General features: G+C 66.9%; 25 protein-coding genes. 12 read left to right on the top strand and 13 right to left on the bottom strand.

Annotated elements, in window-relative coordinates:
• Position 1: 1 nt before the first annotated feature.
• Positions 2 to 799, bottom strand: coding sequence for an enoyl-CoA hydratase-related protein (locus tag ACYQ4T_RS21085; RefSeq protein ID WP_459858484.1), 798 nt, complete (start codon positions 797 to 799; stop codon positions 2 to 4).
• A 220-nt stretch (positions 800 to 1,019) separates the two neighbouring features.
• Between ACYQ4T_RS21085 and ACYQ4T_RS21080 the strand changes: the two genes are divergently transcribed.
• The 4 genes from ACYQ4T_RS21080 (at position 1,020) to ACYQ4T_RS21065 (ending at position 3,517) form a co-directional block, all read left to right on the top strand.
• Positions 1,020 to 1,559 carry a sigma-70 family RNA polymerase sigma factor gene (locus tag ACYQ4T_RS21080; protein ID WP_459858482.1) on the top strand — a complete coding sequence of 180 codons (540 nt, stop codon included), beginning with the start codon at positions 1,020 to 1,022 and terminating at the stop codon, positions 1,557 to 1,559.
• Positions 1,556 to 2,260 carry an anti-sigma factor gene (locus tag ACYQ4T_RS21075; RefSeq protein ID WP_459858479.1) on the top strand — a complete coding sequence of 235 codons (705 nt, stop codon included), beginning with the start codon at positions 1,556 to 1,558 and terminating at the stop codon, positions 2,258 to 2,260. Before ACYQ4T_RS21080 ends, ACYQ4T_RS21075 begins: the two co-directional genes overlap by 4 nt.
• Positions 2,261 to 2,369: 109 nt before the next feature.
• Entirely contained in the window at positions 2,370 to 2,996 is a 627-nt protein-coding gene (locus tag ACYQ4T_RS21070) for a ferritin-like domain-containing protein (protein ID WP_459858477.1), read from the top strand.
• A 161-nt stretch (positions 2,997 to 3,157) separates the two neighbouring features.
• A complete protein-coding gene (locus ACYQ4T_RS21065; RefSeq protein ID WP_459858474.1) occupies positions 3,158 to 3,517 on the top strand; it encodes a c-type cytochrome in 360 nt (119 codons plus the stop codon).
• Here the strand turns inward: ACYQ4T_RS21065 and ACYQ4T_RS21060 are convergent.
• The 3 genes from ACYQ4T_RS21060 to ACYQ4T_RS21050 form a co-directional block, all read right to left on the bottom strand.
• A complete protein-coding gene (locus ACYQ4T_RS21060) occupies positions 3,489 to 4,718 on the bottom strand; it encodes an NnrS family protein (protein WP_459858472.1) in 1,230 nt (409 codons plus the stop codon). The genes ACYQ4T_RS21065 and ACYQ4T_RS21060 overlap by 29 nt on opposite strands.
• A gap of 25 nt (positions 4,719 to 4,743) precedes the next feature.
• A complete protein-coding gene (gene nirK, locus ACYQ4T_RS21055; protein ID WP_459858469.1) occupies positions 4,744 to 5,802 on the bottom strand; it encodes a copper-containing nitrite reductase in 1,059 nt (352 codons plus the stop codon).
• Positions 5,803 to 6,026: 224 nt separating this feature from the next.
• Positions 6,027 to 6,359 carry an NIPSNAP family protein gene (locus tag ACYQ4T_RS21050; RefSeq protein ID WP_459858467.1) on the bottom strand — a complete coding sequence of 111 codons (333 nt, stop codon included), beginning with the start codon at positions 6,357 to 6,359 and terminating at the stop codon, positions 6,027 to 6,029.
• A 260-nt stretch (positions 6,360 to 6,619) separates the two neighbouring features.
• On the opposite strand from ACYQ4T_RS21050, the gene ACYQ4T_RS21045 reads away from it, so the two are divergent.
• The 7 genes from ACYQ4T_RS21045 (at position 6,620) to ACYQ4T_RS21015 (ending at position 13,765) form a co-directional block, all read left to right on the top strand.
• On the top strand, positions 6,620 to 7,375 hold the full coding sequence (locus tag ACYQ4T_RS21045; protein WP_459858464.1) for a phosphoadenylyl-sulfate reductase: 756 nt from the start codon (positions 6,620 to 6,622) through the stop codon (positions 7,373 to 7,375).
• A gap of 107 nt (positions 7,376 to 7,482) precedes the next feature.
• Positions 7,483 to 9,240 (top strand): ABC transporter ATP-binding protein/permease, encoded by a 1,758-nt coding sequence (locus tag ACYQ4T_RS21040; protein ID WP_459858462.1) that lies wholly within the window; start codon positions 7,483 to 7,485, stop codon positions 9,238 to 9,240.
• 66 nt (positions 9,241 to 9,306) lie between these two features.
• Positions 9,307 to 10,164: an ATP-binding protein gene (locus ACYQ4T_RS21035; protein ID WP_459858459.1), complete on the top strand. Its 858-nt coding sequence runs from the start codon at positions 9,307 to 9,309 to the stop codon at positions 10,162 to 10,164.
• Between the two features lie 4 nt (positions 10,165 to 10,168).
• Positions 10,169 to 11,269 carry a hypothetical protein gene (locus ACYQ4T_RS21030; protein ID WP_459858456.1) on the top strand — a complete coding sequence of 367 codons (1,101 nt, stop codon included), beginning with the start codon at positions 10,169 to 10,171 and terminating at the stop codon, positions 11,267 to 11,269.
• Positions 11,270 to 11,379: 110 nt separating this feature from the next.
• Entirely contained in the window at positions 11,380 to 12,789 is a 1,410-nt protein-coding gene (locus ACYQ4T_RS21025) for a hypothetical protein (RefSeq protein ID WP_459858454.1), read from the top strand.
• 164 nt (positions 12,790 to 12,953) lie between these two features.
• Positions 12,954 to 13,136, top strand: a complete 183-nt coding sequence (locus ACYQ4T_RS21020; RefSeq protein ID WP_459858451.1) for a hypothetical protein — start codon at positions 12,954 to 12,956, stop codon at positions 13,134 to 13,136.
• Positions 13,137 to 13,150: 14 nt separating this feature from the next.
• Positions 13,151 to 13,765, top strand: a complete 615-nt coding sequence (locus ACYQ4T_RS21015) for a hypothetical protein (RefSeq protein ID WP_459858448.1) — start codon at positions 13,151 to 13,153, stop codon at positions 13,763 to 13,765.
• Between the two features lie 13 nt (positions 13,766 to 13,778).
• Here ACYQ4T_RS21015 and ACYQ4T_RS21010 read toward each other — a convergent pair whose 3' ends face one another.
• The 4 genes from ACYQ4T_RS21010 to serS are packed head-to-tail and all read right to left on the bottom strand — an operon-like array spanning position 13,779 to position 17,942.
• Complete coding sequence (locus ACYQ4T_RS21010; protein WP_459858445.1) at positions 13,779 to 15,059, bottom strand: peptidoglycan DD-metalloendopeptidase family protein; 1,281 nt, start codon at positions 15,057 to 15,059, stop codon at positions 13,779 to 13,781.
• Entirely contained in the window at positions 15,052 to 15,732 is a 681-nt protein-coding gene (locus ACYQ4T_RS21005) for a protein-L-isoaspartate(D-aspartate) O-methyltransferase (RefSeq protein ID WP_459858443.1), read from the bottom strand. Before ACYQ4T_RS21005 ends, ACYQ4T_RS21010 begins: the two co-directional genes overlap by 8 nt.
• 10 nt (positions 15,733 to 15,742) lie before the next feature.
• Positions 15,743 to 16,648 carry a 5'/3'-nucleotidase SurE gene (gene surE, locus ACYQ4T_RS21000; RefSeq protein ID WP_459858441.1) on the bottom strand — a complete coding sequence of 302 codons (906 nt, stop codon included), beginning with the start codon at positions 16,646 to 16,648 and terminating at the stop codon, positions 15,743 to 15,745.
• A gap of 19 nt (positions 16,649 to 16,667) precedes the next feature.
• Positions 16,668 to 17,942 carry a serine--tRNA ligase gene (serS, locus tag ACYQ4T_RS20995; RefSeq protein ID WP_459858439.1) on the bottom strand — a complete coding sequence of 425 codons (1,275 nt, stop codon included), beginning with the start codon at positions 17,940 to 17,942 and terminating at the stop codon, positions 16,668 to 16,670.
• A gap of 159 nt (positions 17,943 to 18,101) precedes the next feature.
• On the opposite strand from serS, the gene ACYQ4T_RS20990 reads away from it, so the two are divergent.
• Positions 18,102 to 19,625: a pyruvate kinase gene (locus ACYQ4T_RS20990; RefSeq protein WP_459858437.1), complete on the top strand. Its 1,524-nt coding sequence runs from the start codon at positions 18,102 to 18,104 to the stop codon at positions 19,623 to 19,625.
• Between the two features lies 1 nt (position 19,626).
• Here the strand turns inward: ACYQ4T_RS20990 and tatC are convergent, their stop codons facing one another.
• From tatC to ACYQ4T_RS20965, 5 genes are all read right to left on the bottom strand, one after another.
• Complete coding sequence (gene tatC / locus ACYQ4T_RS20985) at positions 19,627 to 20,427, bottom strand: twin-arginine translocase subunit TatC (RefSeq protein WP_459858435.1); 801 nt, start codon at positions 20,425 to 20,427, stop codon at positions 19,627 to 19,629.
• Between the two features lie 2 nt (positions 20,428 to 20,429).
• On the bottom strand, positions 20,430 to 20,936 hold the full coding sequence (tatB, locus tag ACYQ4T_RS20980) for a Sec-independent protein translocase protein TatB (protein WP_459858433.1): 507 nt from the start codon (positions 20,934 to 20,936) through the stop codon (positions 20,430 to 20,432).
• Positions 20,937 to 20,996: 60 nt separating this feature from the next.
• Positions 20,997 to 21,203, bottom strand: a complete 207-nt coding sequence (locus ACYQ4T_RS20975) for a twin-arginine translocase TatA/TatE family subunit (RefSeq protein ID WP_459858430.1) — start codon at positions 21,201 to 21,203, stop codon at positions 20,997 to 20,999.
• A gap of 160 nt (positions 21,204 to 21,363) precedes the next feature.
• Positions 21,364 to 22,452, bottom strand: coding sequence for an ABC transporter ATP-binding protein (locus tag ACYQ4T_RS20970; RefSeq protein ID WP_459858428.1), 1,089 nt, complete (start codon positions 22,450 to 22,452; stop codon positions 21,364 to 21,366).
• Positions 22,449 to 24,158, bottom strand: a complete 1,710-nt coding sequence (locus ACYQ4T_RS20965; RefSeq protein WP_459858425.1) for an ABC transporter permease — start codon at positions 24,156 to 24,158, stop codon at positions 22,449 to 22,451. Before ACYQ4T_RS20965 ends, ACYQ4T_RS20970 begins: the two co-directional genes overlap by 4 nt.
• Between the last annotated feature and the right edge of the window lie 27 nt (positions 24,159 to 24,185).

The following is a 24,185-nucleotide window of genomic DNA, read 5'->3' as shown; positions in this document are numbered from 1 at the left end:
GCTAGACGCCGCGGAAATTCGCCTTCCGCTTCTCGGCGAAGGCCTTCACCCCCTCCTTCGCATCCTCCGACTGCACGGCCTTCTCATAGGCCTTCATGGTGCCGCTGCGGATCAGATCGAAGGATTGGCGGACCGACTTGCCGTCCATCTCGCGCAGGCATTCCTTCAGGCCCTGGATGGTGAGCGGCGCGCCGGTCGCGATGATGTCGGCCCATTCGCGCGCGGCATCGAGATGCTTGTCCTTGGGCACCACCTTGTTCACCATGCCGTAGTGATGCGCCTCCTGGGCCGACATGCGCCGGCCGAGCAGGAGGATCTCCATCGCGATGTTGTGCGGCAGCCGCTTGGGCACTCGCTGCACGCCGCCGGAATCCGGCACGATGCCGAGCGGCAATTCGGGCAGTGCGAACTCGACATGCTCGGCGGCGATGATCAGATCGCAGGCGATCGCCAACTCCCAGCCGCCGCCGAAGGCGAGGCCGTTCAGCGCGGCGATCACCGGCTTGTTGAGATCCCAAAGCTCGGTCAGGCCGGCGAAGCTGCCCGGCCCGTAGTCGGTCTCCCACCAGCGGCCGACCAGGTTGTCGCGATCGGCGGCTTTCAGATCCCAGCCGGCGGAGAAGATGCGGTCGCCGGCCGCGGTCATGATGCCGACCCGAAGCTCCGGATCGTCGCGCAACCGCACGAAGGCCTCGCCCAGCGCCTTGCTGGTCGCCACGTCGATCGCATTCGCCTTCGGCCGGTCCAGCGTCACTTCGAGCACATGCCCGCGCTTCACCACCTTGACCGCTTCACTCATCGCACCTTCCTTTCGGATTCATTGGGCAGAATCGTCTTGTTTCGTGTCTATCATGTTGAGCGGCGGGTTGTATCGACATGCGGAAAGGCGACATCGGCAGGGCGCCATCCGACGCTGGAAAGGAACCCAACCGCCAGCCCTCACCCGCCCGGGCCCGATTGCAACCCGCACCAATCGCCGCTAATGATCCCCCCGGGGGAATGGGGCCAATGCCAGAGACATGTCCGAACTGGAATCCCTGATCGAAGCCAGCGCCGCGGGCAACCGGGCCGCTTTCAGCGCGCTCTACGATGCCGCGGCGCCGCAACTATTCGGCCTTGCGCTGCGTATCCTGAAGAGACGCGATTGGGCCGAGGACGTGTTGCAGGAAGCCCTGATCTCGGCCTGGCGCAGCGCCGGTGAATATCGCCGCGAACTCGGCTCGGGCAAGGCCTGGCTGACAGTGATCCTGCGGAACCGCGCGCTCGACCGGCTGCGGCGCGAGAGCACGGCGCGGCTGGAGCCCAGCGGCGACGCTATGCCGGAGGTCGAGGACCCCGCTCCCTCGGCGCTCGATCTCACGATCTCGGGCGAGGCCGCGCGCCGGCTGGCGGCTTGCCTGGAGCAGCTGGAGGAGGTTCAGAAGCGCGCGATCCTGCTGGCCTATTTCGACGGCCTCACCCATGAGGAACTCGCCGCCCGCATCGCCGCGCCCCTGGGCACGGTGAAGAGCTGGATCCGGCGCGGGCTGCAGCGCCTCAAAGGCTGTCTCGAACCATGACCGACACCATGAACATGAGCCCGGAAGACCGCGACGCCCGAATCGCAGAGTATGTGCTGGGCACGCTGGCCGGCGACGCGCGCGCCGCCTTCGAGGCGGCGCTCGGCCGCGACGAGTCCCTGCGCCGCGCCGTCGCCGCCTGGTCGGAACGCCTGCAGCCGTTGGCCGATTCGGTCGCACCCGTCGCACCGCCGCCGGCCCTGCGCGACCGAATCCTTTCCCGTATCGGCGCCGAGGCGCCCGCAGCGCGGCCCTTCAGCATCATCCGCTGGCTGGCCTGGACGTTCGGGGCGTCGGCCATCGGCGCGGCGGTCGCGGTCGCCCTGGTCTTCCTCCTCACCCCGCAACCGCCGAAGCTCGGCGGCTATGCGATGCTGCGCGAGGAGACCGGCAGCAACAACGTGGTCGTGTTCCAGATCGACCAGGACCGCCGCCAGATGGTGATGCTGGCCCAGGCGCCGGGCGCCGGCGCGGGCAAGGACTACGAGCTCTGGGTGCTGCCGCCGGGCAAGAGCCCGGTATCCCTCGGCGTGCTGAAGGCCGCCGAGCGGATCGAACGGCCGATCGACCAGATGCGGGCGGCACTGATCCAACCCGGCACCATGCTCGCAGTCAGCCTGGAGCCCAGCGGCGGCTCGGCCAGCGGCGCCCCGACCGGGCCCGTGCTCTACACCGGCGTCTTCCACCTGGCCGGAAACTAGCGCCCACTCGAGCTTTGTGACGGCCGTCACACATCCACCCCGCGAGACCCCCCGTAGTTCCAGCACGGCGACGCGATCGGCGCGCCGACATGAAAACGGGAGTGCAGACATGTCGAAGCTGGAAACTGCCAATACCACCATCATCCGCCCCCAAGGGTTCAACTCTGAGGGTATCGATTTGGGCCGGCGCCAGATGTTCCGCGCCGCGGGCGTCACCACGCTCAGCGCCGCCGCGATCGCGATCCTCGGCGGCTGCAAGAACACCATGGCCACGACCATGGCCTCGGAAGGCGACGTCAACACGCTGAACGTGGCACTGGGCCTCGAACATGAGGCGATCAACGCCTACCAGCTCGGCGCCGAGAGCGGCCTGCTGCAGAAGCCGGTGCTGGATATCGCGGTCTCGTTCCAGAGCCACCACAAGCAGCATCGCGATGCGCTGGTCGCGGCGATCAAGAGCATGGGCGGCATGCCGGTCGCCGAGAAGTCGATGAACGACTACGCGCAGGCGCTCAATGCCGGGTCGCTGAAGTCCCAGGCCGACGTGCTGACCCTGGCGGCCAAGCTCGAGAAGGGTGCCGCCAACGCCTATCTCGGCGTGATCCCCGCCTTCGAGAACAAGGACCTCGCCCAGGTAGCTGGTCGTCTCGCCGCCGACGAGACCATGCACTGGACGGTGCTCGCCTCGGCCCTGAAGCAGGCACTGCCGGAGAAGGCGCTGACCTTCGGCGCGTAGGCACCCCGTAGACCACTGGCAGATTCGGCGCGTCATCACAGCGGTCGCGCGCCGAACACTCGGTTCCGCCGTGCCCTTCCCCAACAGTCCCCCAACCTAAGGGGCGGATCGTCCGATCCGTCGGGCATGGCGGAGCCACCTTTTTCGATGAGAGAGAAGCGATGAAACGCATCGTCGTGCTGGCTGCCTTGATGGCGCTGACCGCCGCACCCGCCAATGCGGAAGGCGATGCCGCGCGCGGCCAGCAGCTCTACGAGAGCCGCTGCGTCGCCTGTCATTCGCCGGACGCCAACCGGGTCGGCCCGATGCATCGCGGCGTTTTCGGCCGCAAGGCGGGGTCGCTGCCCGACTTCAGCTATTCGAAAGCCCTCAAGGGCGCCGGCTTCGTCTGGGACGATGCGAGCTTGGACAAATGGCTCACCAACCCGCAGGCTTTCGTGCCGGGGCAGAAGATGAATTTCAAGGTCGCCAAGCCGGAAGACCGCGCGGACCTTATCGCTTACCTGAAGACGCTGAAGTGAGCAGCAGGGGCCCGTAGCCGACGGCAAAGCCGAGGAACGCCGCGCTCCAGCAGAGTCCCGAGAGCCAGAGCACCGGCATCATCCCCGCCCCGGCGAGCGGCGCCAGGATACGCAGCAGCGCGGCCGCGCCGATCGCCAGGATCAGCAGCGAGGTCCCGCGCCGCGCGCTGCCGCGCCGCCCGGTTTGGCTGAGCGTGGTCCGGGTCATCACCGCGAGGGTCATCGTCCCGACCGCGCCGGCGGTCAGCGCATGCAGCGCCGCGGCCGGCGGCAGCAAGTCGAAGGCCCGGTCGATCCCGAGCAGCAGCACGCCGATCCCGAGCCAGGCATAGCCGAGATGCAGGATGAGGAGCAGCGGCTCGGACGCGGTGCGCCAGCCCTGCCAGCGCCGGAGCCGGAGCAGCAGCAGCACACCGGCCGCCAGCATCGCCCAGCCCGTGGCCGCGGCCTCCGGCGCGGGCACCCAGAGGGCCCAGCCCAGAGCGGTGACGCCGAGTGCCGCTTGATCCAGCCGGTCCGCGGCGGCGACCGGCGCACCGCCGGCCCGCCGCTTGGCGAGCCAGTTGCGGGTGAAGCTCGGCACCAGCCGGCCGCCGACCAGCGCGATCAGCATCAGGAAGGTGGCGATGCCGATGCGGTTGCCGAGCGCCGCGGTGCCGGGGGTGAGGCCGAGCGCCGCGCCATGCACCAGGCCATTGCCGAGCAGCAGAAGGACCAGGGCGCCGAGGATCGGCAGGTTGCGCCAGTTGCGTCCGGCAATGACTTCGCGCGCGACTGCCGCGAGAAACAGCGTGGGGAAGCTGAGATCGGCCGCCGCCGCAAGCGGCGCACCGACCCATCCGCCCAGCAGAATGCCGAGCCGGCCGGCGGCCCAAAGCAGCACCAGCAGCAGCAAAGGCATGCCTTGCAGCGGCATGCGGCCGGTCCAGTTCGGGACCATGGTCATGATGAAGCCGGCGGCCGCCGCCGCGACGAAGCCGTAGACCATCTCATGGGCATGCCAGACGATCGGATCGAGCCCGCTCGCCAAAGCCAGCCCGCCGGCATAGGCGGCGAGCCAGAGCGGCACCGCAACCGCCGCCCAGAGCGCGGCGGCCAGAAAGAACGGGCGGAATCCGGCGGCCAGCACCGCCGGACCCCGATAGGCGCGATAGCGCGGGATCGGATCCTGCACCGTCCCGGAGATCGGCCGCGCCGGCATGACCGTTCCGCCCCGCGCTCGCGCGCTACTCGGCCGACCCGACCGTGGTCGGCGCCAGATCCTGGTAGATCTCCGGATTGGCAGGACCGTCCACATGCAGCACGGCTTTGAGCCCCTTCTCCAGGCGCGACAGCGCGTGATCGACCAAGGCGAAGTCGCCAGGCACCTGCAGCTTCAGCTCGACCGCCGCGGCGCCGCCCGGCGGCACGGTGATGGTCTGGACATCGGTCAGCGGCGCCGCGGTCAGCGAGCCCAGCTGATAGACCTTGGTGAACACGGCGCCGATCATGTGCAGCGACGAGGTCGCGTTCGGGCCGCCATCGCCGAAATAGATGCGCACGGTGTCGCCGACCTTGGCCTGCATCGGCTTGTCCTCGGTGAGCGCGCCGACCGCGCCGTTGAAGACGAAGTATTCCGGCTTCTCGTCCAGCAGCTTGTCCCAGTTCGGCGTGGCCTCGCCCTGGGTGCCGATCTTCTGGTCGGTGTAGATCTCGCCCTGCATCACATAGAATTCGTGATCGACCTTGGGCAGACCGCCGTCCGGCTCGACCAGGATCAGCCCGTACATGCCGTTCGAGATGTGCTGCGCATGGGGCATCATCGCGCAGTGATAGACGTAGAGGCCGGGAATCTGCGCCTTGAACAGGAAGCCCTTGGTCTCGCCCGGCGCCACATCGGTCGCCACCGCGCCGCCGCCCGGGCCGGACACGGCGTGGAGGTCGATGTTGTGCATCATCCCGCTGTCCTCGGCATTCTTCAGATGGACCTCGACGGTGTCGCCGACCCGCACCCGCAGAAACGGTCCCGGCACCTTGCCGTCGAAGGTCCAGTACTGATAGGTGGTGCCGTTGTCGAGCCGGCCCAGCAGCTCCTTGGCCTCGAGATCGATTTTCAGATGCTGCGGCGCGCGCTGGCCGATCGGCGGCGGCAGATCGGTCGGGTCGCGCGAGATATCGACGGCGGCCGGCGTCTCGGCTGCATCCTCGGCGAAGGCGGCCGGTGCCAGGGCGATCAGGCCGAGCCCGAGACTCAAGGCGGCCACGCTGACGCTGCGGGCGAAACGGCGGGTTGAGAGCGGAGTCATGATCGACTCTCCTGTCGGGTGAAGTTCTGCTCTCAGCATATGTGGATGATGCGTGGCCGTGATAGTTAGGGTCACTCCTTAGCGCCCTGATGTCGCAACGCTTTTACAAGTTTATCAGACAAATAGCGCAGCTATTCAATCGCTTCACGATATAAGTTTGATTTGCCGCAAGGACGGGCCGCGACGGCGCTGGCAGGATGCTCCCGCCGAGCTCATTGCCCATCTCATTCCGGCTTCACCCAGGCGGCATGCGGCGCCGAGACCAGGCGCAGGAAGAGACGGTCCTCGCGGCGGATGAATTGTTCCTGCCTGGCGAAGGCGTAGTTCTCCTTGCCGAGCGGATCCTCCTTGAGCCGGGCGCGGTAGCGCTCGTAGGCCGCAAGGTCCGCGATGTTGTAGGCGGCATAGGCGGTGGTGGCCGAGCCCTCATGCGGCGCGAAATAGCCGATCAGGTCGGCGCCGCAGCGCGGGATCGCCTGGCCCCAGTTGCGCGCATAGTGCTCGAAGGCCGCGGTCTTGAACGGGTCGATCTCATAGCGAATGAAACAGGTGATCATCTCGGCTCCTCCTCAAGGGAGGCCCGACCCTAGCTGCGGCTGGTGGTGCAATGCTTCGGCCCTGGCCGCAGCGTCACGATCGGCAACTGGCTGTGTGAAATAAGGAAACATAGCTTGTGGCCGAGCGGCCACATTGACTTTCCAGGGGAAATCGCCAGTTTATTTCACATGGAAGAAGGAAAACTACATTTCGCGCGCGTAATATGTAGAAGCTGCTGAAGCACCCCTCGCCTTCCAGCAACGATTTTTCTCGTGAAATCATGACCTTCGCCGCCGCCTTGCAAGACCTTCAACCCGCCCCGCCGGCGCACTCGCCGGTGGATTTGAAGGAAACCGCCCGCCAGCTCGATGCCGCCTACCAGGGCCTGCCGATCGAGGCGCTGCTGGAAGACGCGGTGCATAAGCTGTTCCCGGGCCGGATCGCCCTGCTCTCCTCCTTCGGGACCGAGGCCGCGGTGGTGCTGCATTACCTCGCCCAGGTCGATAAAGCCGTGCCGGTGCTGTTCCTGGAGACGGGCAAGCACTTCATGGAAACCCTGATGTACCGGGACATCCTGATCGACCGCTTCGGCTTCACCGATGCGCGCGAGCTCAAGCCCGACGCGGCCGAGCTCGCCGCCCAGGATCCGAACGGCGATCTCTGGTCCAAGGACCCGGATGCCTGCTGCCGCATCCGCAAGGTGCTGCCGCTCGACCGCGCCATGGCGCCTTTCGATTCGCTGATCACCGGCCGCAAGCGCTTCCAGGCCTCGACCCGCAAGAGCATCCCGCTGTTCGAGGCCTCGGCCGAGGGCAAGATCAAGGTCAACCCGCTGGCCTACTGGACGCCGGACATGATCGCCGACGCCTTCAAGCGCTATAAGCTGCCGCAGCACCCGCTGTTCGACGAGGGCTTCACCTCGATCGGCTGCCAGCCCTGCACCCGCCGCGTCGAAGCCGGCGAGGACGCCCGCGCCGGCCGCTGGGCCGGCCTGGACAAGACCGAGTGCGGCATCCACCTCGACTTCCAGATCTGAGCCCGCGCGAAGCGTAACAGACGATACGGGGCGTTACCCGCAAGAGCTTACGCGGCCCTGCGCGCTCGCCTATGATCCGCGGCGATCGACAGCAGCGGATCCGAATCATGAGCCAGACCGACATCGCCATCCCCCATCGCGGGCGATTCCTGAAGAAGCTTTGGGCGCTGACCTGGCCTTATTTCCGATCCGAGGAGAAATGGATCGCGCGCGGCCTGCTGGCGGTGATCGTCGCCATGAGTCTCGGCCTGGTTTATATGAACGTCCTGTTCAATTACTGGTACAAGGACTTCTACGACGCGCTCCAGAACAAGAACGAGGCCGCCTTCTGGCACCAGATCGAGCGCTTTTCCTACCTAGCGGCCATCTACATCGTGATCGCCGTCTACTACCTTTATCTCCAGCAGATGCTGCAGATCCGCTGGCGCCGCTGGATGACCGACCGACTGGTGGGCGACTGGCTCAGCCATCGCGCCTACTACCATATGCAGCTCGAGGCGGGCCGCGGCAACCGTCGCGCCGATAATCCCGAGCAGCGCATCGAAGCCGACGTCGCGCTGTTCACCGAGAGCACGCTCGATCTTTGCCTGGGGTTGCTCAACTCCACGGTCACGCTGGTTTCCTTCGTGACCATCCTCTGGACGCTTTCGGGCTCCTACACCCTGACGCTGGGCGGCCACGCCTTCGTCATTCCCGGCTACATGGTCTGGGCGGCGGTCGCCTATGCAGCGGTCGGCTCCTTCCTGACCTTCTTCATCGGCCGGCCGCTGGTGAAGACCAACTTCTCGCTGCAGCGCTACAACGCGTCGTTCCGCTTCAGCATGACCCGCCTGCGCGAGAATGCCGAAAGCGTCGCCTTCTACGGCGGCGAAGACAAGGAACGGGAGATCCTGAAGCACAGCTTCGGTTCGATCTGGGCGACTTGGTGGCGCTACATGAAGCAGCGAAAGAACCTCACCTGGTTCACCGCCTTTTACAGCCAGGCCGCCGTGGTATTCCCCTTCCTGTTCTCCGCCTCGCGCTATTTCTCCGGCCAGATCCAGCTCGGCGACGTGATGCAGATCTCCTCCGCCTTCGGCCAGGTCCAAGACGCACTCTCCTGGTTCGTGACGTCGTTCGCCAATCTCGCTTCCTGGAAGGCGACGGTCGACCGCCTCACCGGCTTCGTCGATGCGATCGAGCATGCCAAGCACGTGAAATCCGGCATCGCGACTTCCGATGTCGGTTCGCCGGAACTCGTCGCCGAGAACCTCACCCTCGGCCTGCCGGACGGCCGCACCCTGGTCGGCGGCCTGAACGCCAGGATCGCGCGGGGCGACAAAGTGCTGGTGACGGGTCCTTCCGGCGCCGGCAAGACCACCCTGTTCCGCGCGCTGGCGGGACTCTGGCCGTTCGGCAAGGGGAGCGTGCAGCGCCCGGAAGGCGGGCGCGCCCTGTTCCTGCCGCAGCGTCCTTATCTGCCCATCGGCACGTTGCGGGACGCCCTCGCCTATCCCGCCTCATCCAAGGACTTCTCCGATGCGGCGCTCGTGGAAGTGCTCGAGGCCGTCAACCTGCCGAAACTGAAGGACCGCCTCGAGGACCGCGAGAACTGGTCGATGGCGCTTTCGATCGGCGAGCAGCAGCGCCTGGCGATCGCGCGCGCCCTGCTGATCAAGCCGGACTGGCTCTATCTCGACGAGGCCACGGCGGCGCTCGACGCCGACAATGAGCGGCAGATGTACGAGCTGCTAGCCGCGCGCCTGCCGGACGCCGCCGTCCTGTCGATCGCCCATCGGCCGGCCATCGCCAAGTACCATCGGCAACGCCTTGCCATCGACCCCAAGGCGCAGGCCGCGACCATCTCGCCGATCGCCGCGGAGTGAAGCGGGCCGCTTGAATTGAATGCGGCGGTCGGCATACTGACCCCGCATCCGGGGGGACCATCACGCATGACCGAAAAAGATCTGCTTCCTGTCCTGCAATCGATCGCCGCGAGCCTGCAGCGGCTGGCGCCGCAGGCCGCGCGCGGCAACGATCTCGACGCTTCCGACGCCTTCGTCTGGCAGGCCGAGGGCTGGCTCGAGCCGGTCGCGACCGTCTCGCGGGTCCATATCAACCTGCTGCAGGGCATCGACCGCGCCAAGGAGATGCTGATCGAGAATACCGAGCGCTTCGCCAAGGGCCTGCCGGCCAACAACGCGCTGCTCTGGGGCGCGCGGGGCACCGGCAAGAGCTCGCTGGTGAAGGCCACGCACGCGCAGATCAATGAGAAGGGCAAAGCCAAGCTGAAGCTGATCGAGATCCATCGCGAGGATCTGGTGACCTTGCCCAAGCTGCTCTCGATCCTGCGCGGCTCGAAACACCACTGCATCATCTTCTGCGACGATCTTTCCTTCGACACCGCCGATACCAGCTACAAGTCCTTGAAGGCAGTGCTGGAAGGCGGCATCGAGGGCCGGCCATCGAACGTGATCTTCTACGCGACTTCGAACCGCCGCCACCTGATGGCGCGCGAGATGATCGAGAACGAGCGCTCGACCGCGATCAACCCCTCGGAAGCGGTCGAGGAGAAGGTCTCGCTGTCCGATCGCTTCGGCCTCTGGATCGGCTTCCACAACTGCGACCAGGACACCTTCTTCGCGATCATCGAAGGCTATGCCAAGACCTTCCAGTTGCCGATCGAGACCGAGGCGCTGCGTGCCCAGGCGATCGAGTGGCAGATGACCCGCGGCGCCCGCTCCGGCCGGGTCGCCTGGCAGTTCATCCAGGACCTCGCCGGCCGGCTCGGCAAGACCATCGAAGGCTGAAGGCTTGGCCGAGCTCTGCACGCTCGACCTCCCCGCCTTCGCGCAAGCCAAGCCGGATCTCGGCGGCGGCGCCTGCGCGCAGATGCTGCTCGGCGATGCCGGCCTCGACCAGGCTGCGCTCGCACTGGAGGCGCACAAGCTCGGCTCCGAGGAGCCCGGCTGGAAGATGGCGCCGGACGCGCTGGCGAAGCTGCTCAGCGTTCATAGCGGCAAGACATTCGCCTTCCACCCCGACATCACGGCCGAGCAGGCGATGCGGCGCTGCGCCTGGTCGATCCTCAAGGATCACATCGCGCCTGCGGTGCTGATCTGGAAATGCCGGCATTGGGGCATGGTCACCGGCTTCGAGGCCGAGACGGCGCCGGCCTCGATCGATGACGCGGCCTGGGGCCTGCGGGGATTCTATCTGCGCAATCCCTATGGACCGCTCGACCATCACATCGACGTGCGGAGCTGGATTGTGCAATACCAGACCGGCGTGCTGCACGGGATCTGGCGCACCAGGCGCGTGGTGGTCTGCGCCGGCGCGGCCGCGGCCGCGACGCCGGAGCTGCGCGCCGAGGCAGATACGCCGTTCGTCCGGCGCGCGTTGCTGGACGCCGCCGCGATGCCGGCCATGGCGAGCGCCGCCGTTCGCAGCGAGCGCTTTGCGCGCCATCCGCGCTGGCAGGCGGCCGCGCGGAACACGGTGCCGGGCGAGCCGATGCTGGTCACGCGACTCAACTTCCCGGCGGACCATCATTACATCGTGCCGATGCTGCGCGACGGCCGCGCGACTTTGCTGCTGACCCTCGACGCTTACGACGGCAGCTATCGCGAATCCGCGCCGGTCGATGCCGATCATCCTGCCTCGCCCGCCCAAGCGCAGGCGCAGCTCGACGCGATGCTGGCACGCGGCTCGGTCTTGCTCGACGATAGCCGCGAGCCGGTGCCGCTCTGGCCGGACATGACCGCGGTCTTTCCGAGCTTCACCTGGCGACCTTGCCTGGAATCGCTCTCGCCCTATCTCCCGTTCCTGCATGTGAATACCGGCAATCGCCAACTCCATATCCGGATGGATGGGAAGGTTTTCGGAGAAATCTCCATTCGCTTCAGCGGCGCCTAGGCCGGCGCCCATACCATAAGGCGAGTTTCTCCACAGGAATGTCGGCGCGCGGCCTTGCGGCGCGCTTCGCTCCGCCTATACTCCGGCCGGGGACTGGGCCCGGGGAGATTATGGCGAATTCAATCAGATACGACCGCATCGGGGCTTTGCTCGGCTTTGTTCTCGGCGTGCTCTTCGCCGTCGCTACGCCGGCTGCAGCCGTGCCGACCAGCCAGTTCCCGGTCTATGCGATCGACGATTATCCGTTCCAGAAGGCACCCGCTCTCATGCGCTGGCGCTCGGTGCAACAGCGCGAAGCGCAATTGATGGCGCGCGCCAACCCGGACGACTGCAAGGCCGGCGAGCCGCGCCTGGCCTGCGCCGCCAAGGAAGCCCTGCTGCTGGAGGAAAAGCTCCAGGGCCTGTCGCCGGCCGAGCAGGTCGAGGCGGTCTATGCCTATTTCAACAAGGTGAAATGGAAAGAGCACGCGCCGGATTGCGGCGTCGATTGCTGGAAGACGCGGCTCGAATTCCTCAGCGATCGCGAGGGCGATTGCGGCGACCACGCGCTGGCCGAGTATTTCACCCTGAAGCGGCTCGGCTTCAAGGAGCGCGATCTGCAGTTGATCGTCGCCCAGCTGCCCGGCTTCGCCGACAGCTTCAAGGGCGGCCATGTCGTGCTGCGGGTCCGCGCCGAGGGCGAATATTTCATCCTCGACAACCGCCGCGGTGATCTGGCCGACCTCTCGGGCTTGCGCAAGTACAAGGTGCTGGCCGGGGTCAACGCCGACAGCGTGCAGATCTACAACCTGGTGACCCCGGCCCCGCCGCCGGGCTACGTCGCGGACGCGACGCAGGTTGCAGCACTGGTCACCTCGCCGGGCGCGGCCCCGCAAGCGACCGAGGACGTTCAGGTCGCGGAGGCGACACCGGAAGCCTACGCCACCCAGTCGCAGCCGATCCTGGTTGCCGCGGCGGCGCCGGTTGAAGCCGAGCCTGCCGCCGCATCGGCCTCCGCCGCCGCGAGTTTTGAGGACGGCTCCGACATGGCCTGCATGCAGTCGGCAAACCTCGCCGACTGGAACCCCTTCCTGCCTTGCACGCCGACCAAGCAGATGAAGATCGTGGTGAAGCCGAAGATCATCATCGGCGCCGAGCCGCCAAAGTCTTTGGAGCCCGCGCCGACCGTGGTCGCGTCGGCCGCGACAGCGCCGGAGCCGGAAGTCGCGGCGCCAAAGATCGTGGCGCCGAAGGCCGCAGAGCCCAAGTTCGAGAAGCTGAAGATCGTCGCCAAGACCGTCATCGGGGCTGAGCCGCCGAAATCTGGGGTGGAACCGAACACGGCAAAGCCGCAGATCGTCGCCAAGACCGTGATCGGCTCCGAGCCGCCGAAATCTGCGCCTGAGCCGGTCGCAGTGGCAGAGGAAGCCGACAGCTCCGGCACCTGCATGCAGGGCGCGACCTTGGCCGACTGGAACCCCGACCTCCCCTGCGCGGCGGACGGCAATGCCTCCACGCTCAGGATCGAGAACAAGGACTGATTCAGCCGGTCATCCGCGGGCTTGACTTATACGAAGATCATCGTATATAAGGACGCTGAGCCATCAGTTACAAGGATGCCAAGCGGAGGGTCCTCGCTGCGCTCGCCGATGGCTCGTATCGGCACGAAGCGCGGAACGAGATCGAGGTCAAGAATCAGCTCCTGATGGGCGATATCTCGCCTGAGCAGGTCGCCGAGATCATCAAGAAGAGCACGGGCAAGGATCATAGCATGAGCCCGCACCATGCCGTGCCGACGGTCACGGTCCACACGGTCGTCTGTCTGAACTGGTATGTGAAGTTCTACTTCGTCGACCCGGAGACCGTCTTCATCAGCGTGCACCAGTAAGGCAGTCGGCGAAAATGAAACTGATTATCGAAGGGCATCAAGAACAGGCGATTTGCGGCCGCGACGGCGCTGTGGGCATCACCTATCGGCGCCGCGATGTCCCATTCAGCGACGGGCATGGCAGCGCGAAGGACATTCTTGTCGGTGTTTGCGACGTCTGCGGTGATGTGGTTGCGATCCCGCCGCAGTCCACGCCGGCAATTCGGGCTGCACGCGAAGTTGCCACCGAGGCGATTGAGGCGAACCTGCCGGCTGCCTATCTCGATGCGCTTGATCTCGCCTGCTACCGCTTGAATCCGGCCGCCACTACCGAACTGCGGAAACGCCTCCTGATGTATTACGCCGTTGCTGGCACGGGCAAGGCGAAGCGGCTGCGCATGATCGGCAGCCGGCTGGACAAAGCCGATCTCGCACTGACCGGTGGCTCCAAATCCGCAAAGCGTCGCCTGTCGATGAAGGTCACGCCGGCTTTCTCGTCGGCGTTCGATCGCCTGGCTGCGGAGACCAAACTGAACCGGACCCAACTCTTGAAGGCACTGGTCGTCGAGATCAACGATGACATCGTAAAGCCGGCGAAGCCGGCGAAGCTTGTCGAGTTGAAGGCGCTCGCCGCAGTCGTTGCTGCCTGAGGCGAATCCAGATTCACCCGCCGAGAAAGCTCATCGGGTCGACCGGCTGGGTGCCTTTGCGGATTTCGAAGTGGAGCTGCGGGCCGAAGACGGCGCCGGTCTGACCGACGCGGGCGATGGTCTGGCCCCGCTTCACCTTGTCGCCCTTCTTCACCAGCAATGACGCGTTGTGCGCATAGGCGGTGACGTAGCCGCCGTCATGCCGAATCAGGATCATGTTGCCGAAGCCGCGCAGCTCGTTGCCGGCATAGGCGATGGTGCCGTCGGCCGCGGCCACGACCGGCGCGCCGTTGGGCGCGGCGATGTTGATGCCGTCGTTCTTCATCCCGTCCTTGCTCGAGCCGAAGGCGCCGATCACCTTGCCCTGGACCGGCCAGACGAAGGGGCCCTTGCCGGTGCCCGCCGCCGGCCCAGCCGATTTCGCCGCCTCGGCGGCCTCGACGGCGGCCTCGGTCTCGGCCTCGATCTGCTCCGGCGTCTTCGACTTGGTGCCGGGTGCGGTGGCGGTCTGGGTCTTCGCCGGCGCCGCCGGCGTCTCGACGCTCTCCACCGGCGCGGTCGGTGTCGGGGGCAGCGGCGTCGCCTTCGCTGTGCTCGGCACCGGCGTCGGTGACACCGGCTTGGGCGGCGTTGCCGTCGGTGCGGTTGGAGTGATCACCGTCGGTGCCGGCAGCGGCGTCGCGCTCACGCTGCCGCCCGTGGATTTCGGGGGCGTAGCCGTGGACACCGGGGCGCCCGGCGCCGGCAACGGCGCAGAACTGACCGCGCCCGACGGCGAGGGCGGCGGCACGGCGGCAGCGGTCATCGCCGGCAGGTTGGATGACTCGCTCTGGCTCGGGATGTTCAGGGTCTGGCCGGGTTTGAGCGTGTAAGGCGGGGTCAGGTTGTTGATCGAGACAAGATCGCTCTGGCTCACCCCATAGCGGGCGGCGAGATCAGGCAGCGTGTCCTCCGCCTGCACCACGTATTGCGAGCGCTGCTGCAGCGCGAGGCGCATGCCGGGCGCGAGGCCATAGGGCGGCTGCAAGCCGTTCATGTCGATCAGGCTGCGGATCGGCGTGTTGGTGCGCGCGGCGACCACCGCGAGGGTATCGCCCGGCGCCACCACATATTCGCTGCCGACCGTCTTGCCGAAGCTCGCCGGATCGACCGCGGGCCGCGCCGCCACGGCGGGCTCGGCGACCTTCGGTGCGTTCTTCGGCCGGCCGCTGGCATTGCAGGCCGTGAGCGCCAGGCAGATGGCGGAGATCAGGAGGGGCGAGAAGGAGAAGCGAGATCCAGCACGGTCAGCCATGCCCGACCTCGCGCAAGAGACTGCGGCGCTCCTCTTCCGGCAGCGCGCCGGAGACCAGCGGGACGAAGCGCACATCCGCCAGGGTCTCGCGCTTCAGCGAGCCGTCGGCGAGCTTGGTCACGCGTTCCAGCGCCTGCTCGCCGCGCTCGGCGCCCAAGGGCAGCACCATGATGCCGTCGACCGCAAGCTGCTCGACCAGAGTCAGCGGCATCTCCGCGGCGGCGGCGGTCACGATGATGCGATCGAACGGCGCCTGCTCTTTCCAGCCCTTGGAGCCGTCGGCGCATTTCGAGGTGACGTTGTGGATGCGCAAATGCTTGAACCGACCCTCGGCCTCGTCGAGCAGCGTCTTCCAGCGCTCGATCGTGTAGACCCTGCGCGCGAGCTTGGAGAGCACCGCGGTCTGGTAGCCTGAGCCGGTGCCGATCTCCAGCACCTTGTGGGATTTGGTCACACGCAAGGCCTCGGTCATCATCGCGACGATCTGCGGCTGGCTGATGGTCTGGCCCTGGGCGATCGGCAAGGCCTGGTCTTCATAAGCCTGATCATGGAAATGCGGCAGAACGAAGGCCTCGCGCGGAATCCGCTCCAGCGCGTTCAGCACGGCGCTGTCGGTGACGCCGGCCCGGCGCAGGCCCATGATCAACCGGATCTTGCGCGCGGCGAGGCTCACGGGAACGTCCTCACTGGGCTTTGCCCTTCTTGCGGCGGCGCGATTTGGTGGCCGGACGCGACTGCGCCGCGGCACGTGCGCCGGGAAACAACCCGGCCATCCGCTTCAGCATGGCGCCCTGGGTCAGGTCGAAATGCAGCGGCGTGATGGCGATGCCGCCGCGCGCGATCACCGCCAGATCGCTGTGCGGGTCTTCGGGCTCGTCGCTGGTGAAGTCGCCGACCCAGAGCACGTCCCGGGCGAAGGGATCCTTGCTCTTCACCACCTGAACCTCGGACTTGCGCCGCCCTTGCGCGCCGACCGCGATCCCGGTCACCTGCTCCGGCGGGATCGGCGGGAAGTTAACGTTCATGAGGAGATCGTCCGGCCATTCCAGCGCCACCAGCTTGCGCACGATCTCCGCGCCGAATTTCTCCGCGGTCTTCCAGTGCAGCGTCTCGCCCATCCGCACCTGGCTCATGGCGATGGCCGGGATGCCCAGCATCGAGGCTTCCATCGCCGCGGCCACGGTGCCGGAATAGAGCACGTCCTCGCCGAGATTGGCGCCGCGGTTGACGCCGGAGAGCACCAAGTCCGGCCGCTTGCCGGTGACCAGATGGTTGACCGCCAGCAGCACGCAGTCGGTCGGCGTGCCCGAGGTGGCGTAGCGCCGAGGCCCGAGCTTATGGATCTGCAGCGGCCGGCGTAGGGTCAGCGCGTGGCTGGCGCCGCTATGCTCGCTCTCGGGCGTCACCACCCAGACGTCGTCGCTCAAGGAGCGCGCGATCTTTTCCAGCACCTTGAGACCGGGCGCGTGGATGCCGTCGTCATTGGTGACCAGGATGCGGGCGCTGCGCAGGTCCGCCGGCGGCGACTTGACCTTGGCGCCGGTCGGGGCCGACATCGGCTTCGCGGATCTCTTGTTGCGCAGCGCCATTGGCCTTTTCACGGGGGACTTACTCACGGGCGATCTTCTCCCGACCATGCATATAGGGGCGCAGGGCTTCGGGAATGAGGATCGACCCGTCCTCCTGCTGGTAGTTTTCCATGATGGCGATCAGCGCGCGGCCCACCGCCACGCCCGAACCGTTCAGGGTGTGGACGAAGCGCGTCCCTTTCTCACCTGGCTTGCGGCAGCGCGCCTTCATCCGCCGCGCCTGGAACTCGCCGCAATTGGAGCAACTCGAGATCTCGCGATAGGCGCCCTGCCCCGGCAGCCAGACCTCGATGTCGTAGGTCTTCTGCGCGGCGAAGCCCATGTCGCCGGTGCTCAAGCAGATAACCCGGTAAGGCAGCCCCAGTTTCTGCAGCACCTTCTCGGCGGAGGCCGTCATGCGCTGGTGCTCGGCCTCGGAATGATCCGGATGGGCGATCGAGACCAGCTCCACCTTCATGAACTGGTGCTGGCGGATCATGCCGCGGGTGTCCTTGCCGGCGGCACCCGCCTCCGAGCGGAAACAGGGGGTGAGCGCGGTGAAGCGCCAGGGCAGCTTGTCCTCGTCGATGATCTCGTCGGCGGCGAGGTTGGTCAGCGGCACTTCCGAGGTCGGGATCAGATAGAGGCCCTGCGTGGTCTTGAACAGGTCCTCCTCGAATTTCGGCAGCTGTCCGGTGCCGTAGAGCGCGGCGTCGCGCACCAGGAAGGGCGGCGCTACCTCGGTGTAGCCGGACTCTTCGGTATGGGTGTCGAGCATGAACAGTGCCAGCGCGCGCTCGAGCCGCGCCAGGGCGCCCTTGAGCACGACGAAACGCGCGCCGGAGAGCTTGGCGGCGCCCTCGAAATCCATCAGGCTCAATGCTTCGCCCAGCTCGAAATGCTGCTTCGGCTTGAAGGCGAAGTTCTTCACATGGCCGACGGTGCGTTCGACCCGGTTGAAGCTCTCGTCCGCGCCGTCCGGCACGTCTTCGGCCGGCAGGTTGGGCTGCGCCGCCAGCAGCGCATCGAGTTCGGCGCCCAGCGCCTGGTCCTCGGCCTCGGCGGCCGCGATCCCGTCCTTCAGCGCCGCCACCTCGGCCATCACGGCGGAGGCATCGCCACCCTTGGCTTTCACCTGGCCGATCTGGCGCGATAGGTCGTTGCGCTTGGCCTGGGCTTCCTGGAACCGGGTCTGCGCCGCCCGGCGCTTCTGGTCGAGTTCCAGCACCTGTGCCGAAAGCGGCGCCAGGCCGCGCCGCGCGCGGCCCTGGTCGAAGGCGGCCGGATTGTCCCTAATCCACTTCAGATCAAACATTTAGCCCTGGCATTCCCTGCGTCCCGAATCGGCCGCCGAGTCTAGCAGGGCCGGGCGGCTCATGCAGCAACGACCCCGCGGCACCCGGCCGCACGCCGTCATGGCTTTGGATTGACCGATGTCATCCTCGCGTCACCGCCGCGGGCCTAAGCTTCACTGATGAACTCACCGGTAAAAGCCGCGCCCCGCGCCCATAAATCCGAACCGACTGCAGCCCTGCTGGACGAGGTCCTGGCGCTCAGGGCCGAAGTCATCGCCGGCGCCCAGCCCTGGATGCAGCGCTTCGGTCGGGACGCCGGTGCGCCGCAGCCGTCGCTGGCCAATCTTGCGCATTACCTCGCCTTCCGGCGACATGACCGCCGCGGCCTGCAGCGGCAGTTGATGTGGCGTGGAATTTCGTCGCTGGGCCGTCTGGAGAGCCGGGTGCTGCCGACCCTGGACGCCGTGATCGTGGCGCTGGCCGCCATGGCCGGGCGTCCCTGCCCGATCATCCCGCCGCGAGAACAGGACTTCTTCGACGGCGAGACCCGATTGCGCGATGCGACCGATGCGCTGTTCGGCTCGCCGCCCGCCGGGCGTCGCGAGCGGATCATGGTCACCCTGCCCTCGACCGCCGCGGGCGATCCCGACTTCATCCTGGATTTGGCCAAGCGCGGCATGGATGTGGCGCGCATCAACTGCGCCCATGACGATCCGGAAGCCTGGCGCGCCATGACGGCGCATATCCGCAAGGCCGGCGAGACCATCGGCCGGCGGATCGCGATCCTGATGGACATCGCCGGCCCGAAGATCCGGACCGAAGCCGTGCTTTCGCTGGACAAGAAGGCGAAACTCGCCGCCGGGGATGCGCTCCGGCTGGTGGCCAGCGGGGCGCCGCGCGTCACCGCGGAGGTGCCCTTCGCGGCCGCCGTCTCGCTGCCCGAATTGGTGACGCGGCTCTCGGCCGGCGACCGCTTCCGCTACGACGACGGCAAGCTCGAAGGCGTGGTCGAGAGCGTCGGCGCCGGCGAGGCGGTGATCCGCATCACCCGCGCCAAGGCGAGCGGGGTCAAGCTGAAGCCCGAGAAGGGAATCAACCTGCCGGACACCGCGCTGGGGCTCTCGCCGCTGACCGCCAAGGACCACACCGATCTCGCCACCGTGGCGGAATGCGCCGACATGATCGGCTATTCCTTCGTCAGCCAGCCGGAGGATATCGACCTGCTCGAAGGCTTCCTGGTCGAGCATTGCGCCGATCGCCCGGCCGATTTTCCGTTGGGCCTGGTGGCGAAGATCGAGCGCCCGGAAGCGGTGAAGAACCTGCCCGACCTGATCGCCCGCGCCCATGGAATCCAAGAGGGTTCGCATCGGCCCTTCGGCGTGATGATCGCGCGCGGCGACCTCGCCGCCGAGATTGGCTTCGAGCGCCTGGCGGAGATGCAGGAAGAGATTCTCTGGATCTGCGAAGCTGCCGCCGTGCCTGCGATCTGGGCCACCCAGGTGCTGGAAGACCTGGTGAAGACCGGCATCCCGTCGCGCGGCGAGATGACCGATGCCGCCATGGCATCCCGCGCCGAATGCGTGATGCTGAACAAGGGTGCGGCCATCGGCACCGCCGTCGAACTGCTCGACGGCCTGCTGCAGCGCATGGACAGCCATGTCTTCAAGAAGACGCCGACTCTCAGGGCGCTGAAGAGCTGGTAGCTTACGACGCCGGCGTGACCTCGGTGCCGCCCTCGGCCGCGGCGGCGGCCTCCTCCTCGGCGCGTTTCTTTTCGACGCCCTTGGCCAGCCAGATCGAGATCTCGTAGAGGCCGATCATCGGCACCGCGAGCGAGATCATGCTGATCGCGTCGGGCGGGGTGAAGATCGCCGCCACCACCGTCACGATGATGATCGCGTAGCGCCGCTTGTCGCGCAGGCCCTGCGACGAGACGATGCCGACCTTGGCCAGCAGGGTGAGGATCACCGGCAGCTCGAAGCAGAGGCCGAAGGCGAAGACCAGCTTCATGACGAGATCGATGTACTCGCCGATCTTCGGCATCAGCTCGATGTTGGCGTATTGCTGGTAGCCGACGAAGAAGTGCAGCGCCATCGGCAACAGGATGAAATAGAGAAAGGTGGCGCCGACCGCGAACATGATCGGGGTCGCGACCAGGAACGGCACCAGCGCCATACGCTCGTTCTTGTAGAGCCCGGGCGCCAGGAACTTGTAGATCTGCGCCGCGATCAACGGGAAGGTGATGCAGAGCGCGGCAAAGGCGCCGATCTTCACCTGGGTGAAGAAGGGCTCGATCAGGCTGGTGTAGATGACCGGACAAGGCTTGCCCTGGGCGAGGCAGGCGCGCTCGAGCGGCGCGGTGATGATGTCGAGCACCGGCTTCCAGAAATAGAAGCAGACCACGAAGGCGATCACGAAGCCGACCACGGAATAGAGCAGCCGGGTGCGGAGCTCCGTCAGGTGCTCCATCAACGGCATCTTCACATCGTCTTCGGCGCCGGACACCTTCAGGCCTTCTCTTTGCTCAACGTATTGGGGACCTGGGCTTCGGGCGCCGGCGTCACATCGGGATCGGAGCTCGCGGGTTCGGACGGCTTCGGATCGGCGGCCGGCGGTGTCACCGGCTGCGCCGCGGCGATCTCCACCGCGTCATCCTCGCCGGACTCGATCGCCGGCGTCGCCGCCGGGGTGATCTCGGTACGGGCCGGACCGGTCGGATCGACCTCGCTGAGCGCGGTCTTCACCTCGCCGGTCGGGTCGACCGCCTTCTCGATCGCGTTCTTGATCTGGTTCTTGTTGAGCGATTGGACTTCCTGGAGCTTCTTGCGCGCCTCCTCAAGATCCGCCTCGCGGATGATCTCGTTGACGCCGCTCTGGAACTCGCCCGCGAGCTTGCGGGCGTTCTTCATCAGCATGCTCATGGTCCGGAGTGCATTGGGCAATTCCTTCGGCCCAAGCACGACCAGCGCCACGACGGCGATGATCCCCATTTCGCCCCAGCTGAGGTCGAACATACGCGCTCACGTCCCCTAATCAGACGGCTCCGGCGGTTGCCCCCGGAGCAAGGATCAGGGTCAGCCCCGTTCGATCGTCTCGGTCGGCTTCCGGTCGCTGGAAGCCGTCGGAGGCACGTCGTCCTTGTCGTTCTTCAGGCCCTTCTTGAAGGCGTTAATGCCCTGCGCGAAGTCGCCCATGATGTTGGAAATCTTGCCGCGCCCGCCGAACAGCACCAGCACGACGGCCAGCACGATCAGAAGATGCCAGATACTAAAGCTGCCCATAACGGCGCCTCTCCTCGAACCCAAAAACTCGGGGCGGACTATGGCAAAATCGCCCCCGCCCTGCAACGAATCCCTCTGGCCGAAAGACCGCGGGATTTTCTTATGTTACGCCATACTTAGGCGTTCGGACGCGGTTCCGCCAGTCTCTCGCGGTCAGCTTTTAACCGGGCCCGAAGACAAAGGCCTGGGCCGGGTCGAGCGAAAGCCCGATTCTGGCCCCAACCTCCGGGGCGAAAGCGCCGGTGGTCCGCACCTGGAGATCCAGCGCCGGGCCGCCCTCAGGGCTGGCCAGCACCCGCAGCAGCCGCGCCACGCCGATGAAACGCACCTCCGTCACCGTGGCCGGCAGGACCGCCGGCCCGGCGGCCCCGTTGACCGGCGCGCAAGCGAGGCTTTCCGGGCGGAACAGCACCTTCACCGGGCTGCCCGCGACCCAGCCCGAGGCCGGGATCGGGCCCAGTGGGGTCGCCACCACCCCCGCTTCAACGACGCCTCCCAATTCGTTGATATTGGAAAAAAACTTGGCCGCGAACTCGCTGTTCGGCCGGGCATAGACCTCGGCCGGCGGGCCGGACTGGATGAGCCGACCGGCCTGCATCAGGTAGATCCGGTCGGCCATGAACATGGCCTCCTCGGGATCATGCGTGACCAGGAGCGTCGCCGCCCCGCTCCGCTTCAGCACCCGCAGGGTGTCGTCGCGGATCTGTTCTCGAAGCCTGGCATCGAGGCCGGAGAAGGGCTCGTCCAGCAGCATGACCGAGGGCCGCGGCGCCAGCGCCCGGGCCAAGGCCACGCGCTGCTGCTGCCCGCCGGAGAGCGCATGCGGATAGGCGCCGAGATAAGCGCCCATGCCGACCTGGTTCAGCGCTTCCTGGACCCGTTGGCTGCGCGCATCGTCGGCCAACCCCGAGAGACCGAAGGCGACATTGCGGGCGACGGTCAGGTGCGGGAACAGCGCGAAATCCTGGAACACCAGGCCGACATTGCGCCGCTCCGGCGGCTCGCTGATCCGGCTCTCGCCCTCGGCAATCATCTCGCCGCGCAGCTTGATGCGGCCCTTCTGCAAAGGCTCGAGCCCGGCCGCGAGGCGCAGCACGGTCGACTTGCCGCAGCCCGACGGCCCCAGCAGGCAGACGATCTCGCCCGCGCCGACGCCGAGGCTGAAGCTGGAGACGACTTCGGTCATGCCGTCGTAGGAATGGCCGACGCCTTCCAGGCCGAGGATGATTTCACTCAGCGCTTCACTCATGGCACGGCGCCTTCGACTGCGCCGCCGGTCCCCGGCCTGGAGCGGCCGATCGCACGCGAGAGCAGGATCACCGGCAGCACGCCGACCATCACGATCGCCAGGGCCGGCCCCGCCGCCTCCGCCAGCCGCTCGTCGGAGGCAAGGTTGTAGGTCACGACCGCGAGCGTGTCGAAGTTGAACGGGCGCAGCACGAGAGTCGCCGGCAGCTCCTTCAGCACATCGACGAAAACCAGGATGCCGGCGGTCAGGAGGCTGCCGCGCATGATCGGCAGATGCACGTTCCAGAGCGTGCTGCCCGGGCCGCGGCCCAAGCTGCGCGCCGCGTGGTCCATGCTGCGGGTGATCTTGCCGAGGCTGGCCTCGACCGCGTTCAGGCTGCCGGTCAGGAAGCGCACCAGATAGGCGAAGGTGACCGCGACCAGGGTGCCGCTCAAGATCAGGCCCGGCGAGACGCCGAGCGTCGCCTTGGCCCAGCGGTTGATCTCGTGGTCCAGCGCCGCGAAGGGCAGCAGCACGCCGATCGCCAGCACCGTCCCGGGGATCGCATAGCCCATGCCGGCGATGCGCACGGCGAGGCTGGTCGCCGGCGTCGCATGGAGGCGCAGCGCATAGGCGAGGAACACCGCCACCGCGACCCCGAGCACAGCGGCGATGCCGGCCATGATGAAGCTGTTGCGGATCAGCAGCAGGAAGGACGAGCGCCACCAGAATTCCGGATGGTTCAGCGCCCAGCCCAGCAGCACCGCGGCCGGCGCCACGAAGCCGAGCAGCAGCGGCAGCGCGCAGCCGACGATCGCGCCGAGCTTCAGTCCGCCGCGCAAGTGATAGCGCGGCAGCGGCCGGTAGCGCGACGAGGTATGGGCGAAGCTCTGGCGCCCGCGCGACCAGCGCTCGAAGCCGAAGACGACGAAGACGAAGAGCAGCAGCAAGGCCGCCAGCTGCGCGGCGGCATCGGGATCGCCCATGCCGCGCCAGACCCGATAGATGCCGGTCGCCATGGTATCGACGCCGAAATACTGGACGGTGCCGAAGTCGTTGAGGCTCTCCATCACCGCCAAGGCGGCTCCCGCTGCGAGCGCGGGCCGGGCCAGCGGCAGCGCCACGCGGAAGAAGCCGCTGGTCGGCGAGCAGCCGAGGGTGCGCGAGACTTCCAGCACGCAGGCCGACTGCTCGAGGAAAGCCGCCCGGGCCAGAAGGTAGACATAAGGATAGAGCACCAGCACCAGCATCAAAGCCGCGCCGGGCAGGTTGCGGACTTCCGGAATCCAATGCAGGCCGTCGGGCATGCCGAGCAGGTCGCGCAACCCGGTCTGCACCGGCCCGGCATAATCAAGCAGGCCGACATAGGTATAGGCGACGACATAGGCCGGCATCGCCATCGGGAGGAGCAAGGCCCATTCGAAGAACTTGCGGCCGGGGAAGACGCAGAGCGTCACCATCCAGGCGGCCGGCACGCCGACGATGAGGACGCCGATGCCGACCAGCAGCATCATCAGCATCGAGTTGGCGACATAGGCGCCGAGCACTGTCTCATAGAGATGCGCCCAGATCTCCCCCTTTGGCAGGAAGACATGGGAGAAGACGGTGACGACCGGCGCCGCCACGCCGGCGGCGACGATCCAGGCAGCAATGGTCCAGCCGCTCGGGCGGGCGAACCCGCGCCGCAGCTTCGGCACCTGCATGGGAGATGGAACGGCGTCCGCCAAGACTGTCTGCCCTCAGATCGTGGTGGC

The organism is Dongia sp. agr-C8 (genome assembly GCF_054658695.1).
The sequence above is the reverse complement of the archived record's forward strand: the minus strand, read 5'-3'. Positions and strand labels throughout refer to the sequence as shown.

What these genes read in the sequence shown, in the direction of transcription:
- ACYQ4T_RS21085 (WP_459858484.1), bottom strand. Translation starts at nt 799, where the DNA reads ATGAGTGAAGCGGTCAAGGTGGTGAAGCGCGGGCATGTGCTCGAAGTG.
- ACYQ4T_RS21080 (WP_459858482.1), top strand. Translation starts at nt 1,020, where the DNA reads ATGTCCGAACTGGAATCCCTGATCGAAGCCAGCGCCGCGGGCAACCGG.
- ACYQ4T_RS21075 (WP_459858479.1), top strand. Translation starts at nt 1,556, where the DNA reads ATGACCGACACCATGAACATGAGCCCGGAAGACCGCGACGCCCGAATC.
- ACYQ4T_RS21070 (WP_459858477.1), top strand. Translation starts at nt 2,370, where the DNA reads ATGTCGAAGCTGGAAACTGCCAATACCACCATCATCCGCCCCCAAGGG.
- ACYQ4T_RS21065 (WP_459858474.1), top strand. Translation starts at nt 3,158, where the DNA reads ATGAAACGCATCGTCGTGCTGGCTGCCTTGATGGCGCTGACCGCCGCA.
- ACYQ4T_RS21060 (WP_459858472.1), bottom strand. Translation starts at nt 4,718, where the DNA reads ATGCCGGCGCGGCCGATCTCCGGGACGGTGCAGGATCCGATCCCGCGC.
- nirK (WP_459858469.1), bottom strand. Translation starts at nt 5,802, where the DNA reads ATGACTCCGCTCTCAACCCGCCGTTTCGCCCGCAGCGTCAGCGTGGCC.
- ACYQ4T_RS21050 (WP_459858467.1), bottom strand. Translation starts at nt 6,359, where the DNA reads ATGATCACCTGTTTCATTCGCTATGAGATCGACCCGTTCAAGACCGCG.
- ACYQ4T_RS21045 (WP_459858464.1), top strand. Translation starts at nt 6,620, where the DNA reads ATGACCTTCGCCGCCGCCTTGCAAGACCTTCAACCCGCCCCGCCGGCG.
- ACYQ4T_RS21040 (WP_459858462.1), top strand. Translation starts at nt 7,483, where the DNA reads ATGAGCCAGACCGACATCGCCATCCCCCATCGCGGGCGATTCCTGAAG.
- ACYQ4T_RS21035 (WP_459858459.1), top strand. Translation starts at nt 9,307, where the DNA reads ATGACCGAAAAAGATCTGCTTCCTGTCCTGCAATCGATCGCCGCGAGC.
- ACYQ4T_RS21025 (WP_459858454.1), top strand. Translation starts at nt 11,380, where the DNA reads ATGGCGAATTCAATCAGATACGACCGCATCGGGGCTTTGCTCGGCTTT.
- ACYQ4T_RS21020 (WP_459858451.1), top strand. Translation starts at nt 12,954, where the DNA reads ATGGGCGATATCTCGCCTGAGCAGGTCGCCGAGATCATCAAGAAGAGC.
- ACYQ4T_RS21015 (WP_459858448.1), top strand. Translation starts at nt 13,151, where the DNA reads ATGAAACTGATTATCGAAGGGCATCAAGAACAGGCGATTTGCGGCCGC.
- ACYQ4T_RS21010 (WP_459858445.1), bottom strand. Translation starts at nt 15,059, where the DNA reads ATGGCTGACCGTGCTGGATCTCGCTTCTCCTTCTCGCCCCTCCTGATC.
- surE (WP_459858441.1), bottom strand. Translation starts at nt 16,648, where the DNA reads ATGGCGCTGCGCAACAAGAGATCCGCGAAGCCGATGTCGGCCCCGACC.
- serS (WP_459858439.1), bottom strand. Translation starts at nt 17,942, where the DNA reads ATGTTTGATCTGAAGTGGATTAGGGACAATCCGGCCGCCTTCGACCAG.
- ACYQ4T_RS20990 (WP_459858437.1), top strand. Translation starts at nt 18,102, where the DNA reads ATGAACTCACCGGTAAAAGCCGCGCCCCGCGCCCATAAATCCGAACCG.
- tatB (WP_459858433.1), bottom strand. Translation starts at nt 20,936, where the DNA reads ATGTTCGACCTCAGCTGGGGCGAAATGGGGATCATCGCCGTCGTGGCG.
- ACYQ4T_RS20975 (WP_459858430.1), bottom strand. Translation starts at nt 21,203, where the DNA reads ATGGGCAGCTTTAGTATCTGGCATCTTCTGATCGTGCTGGCCGTCGTG.
- ACYQ4T_RS20970 (WP_459858428.1), bottom strand. Translation starts at nt 22,452, where the DNA reads ATGAGTGAAGCGCTGAGTGAAATCATCCTCGGCCTGGAAGGCGTCGGC.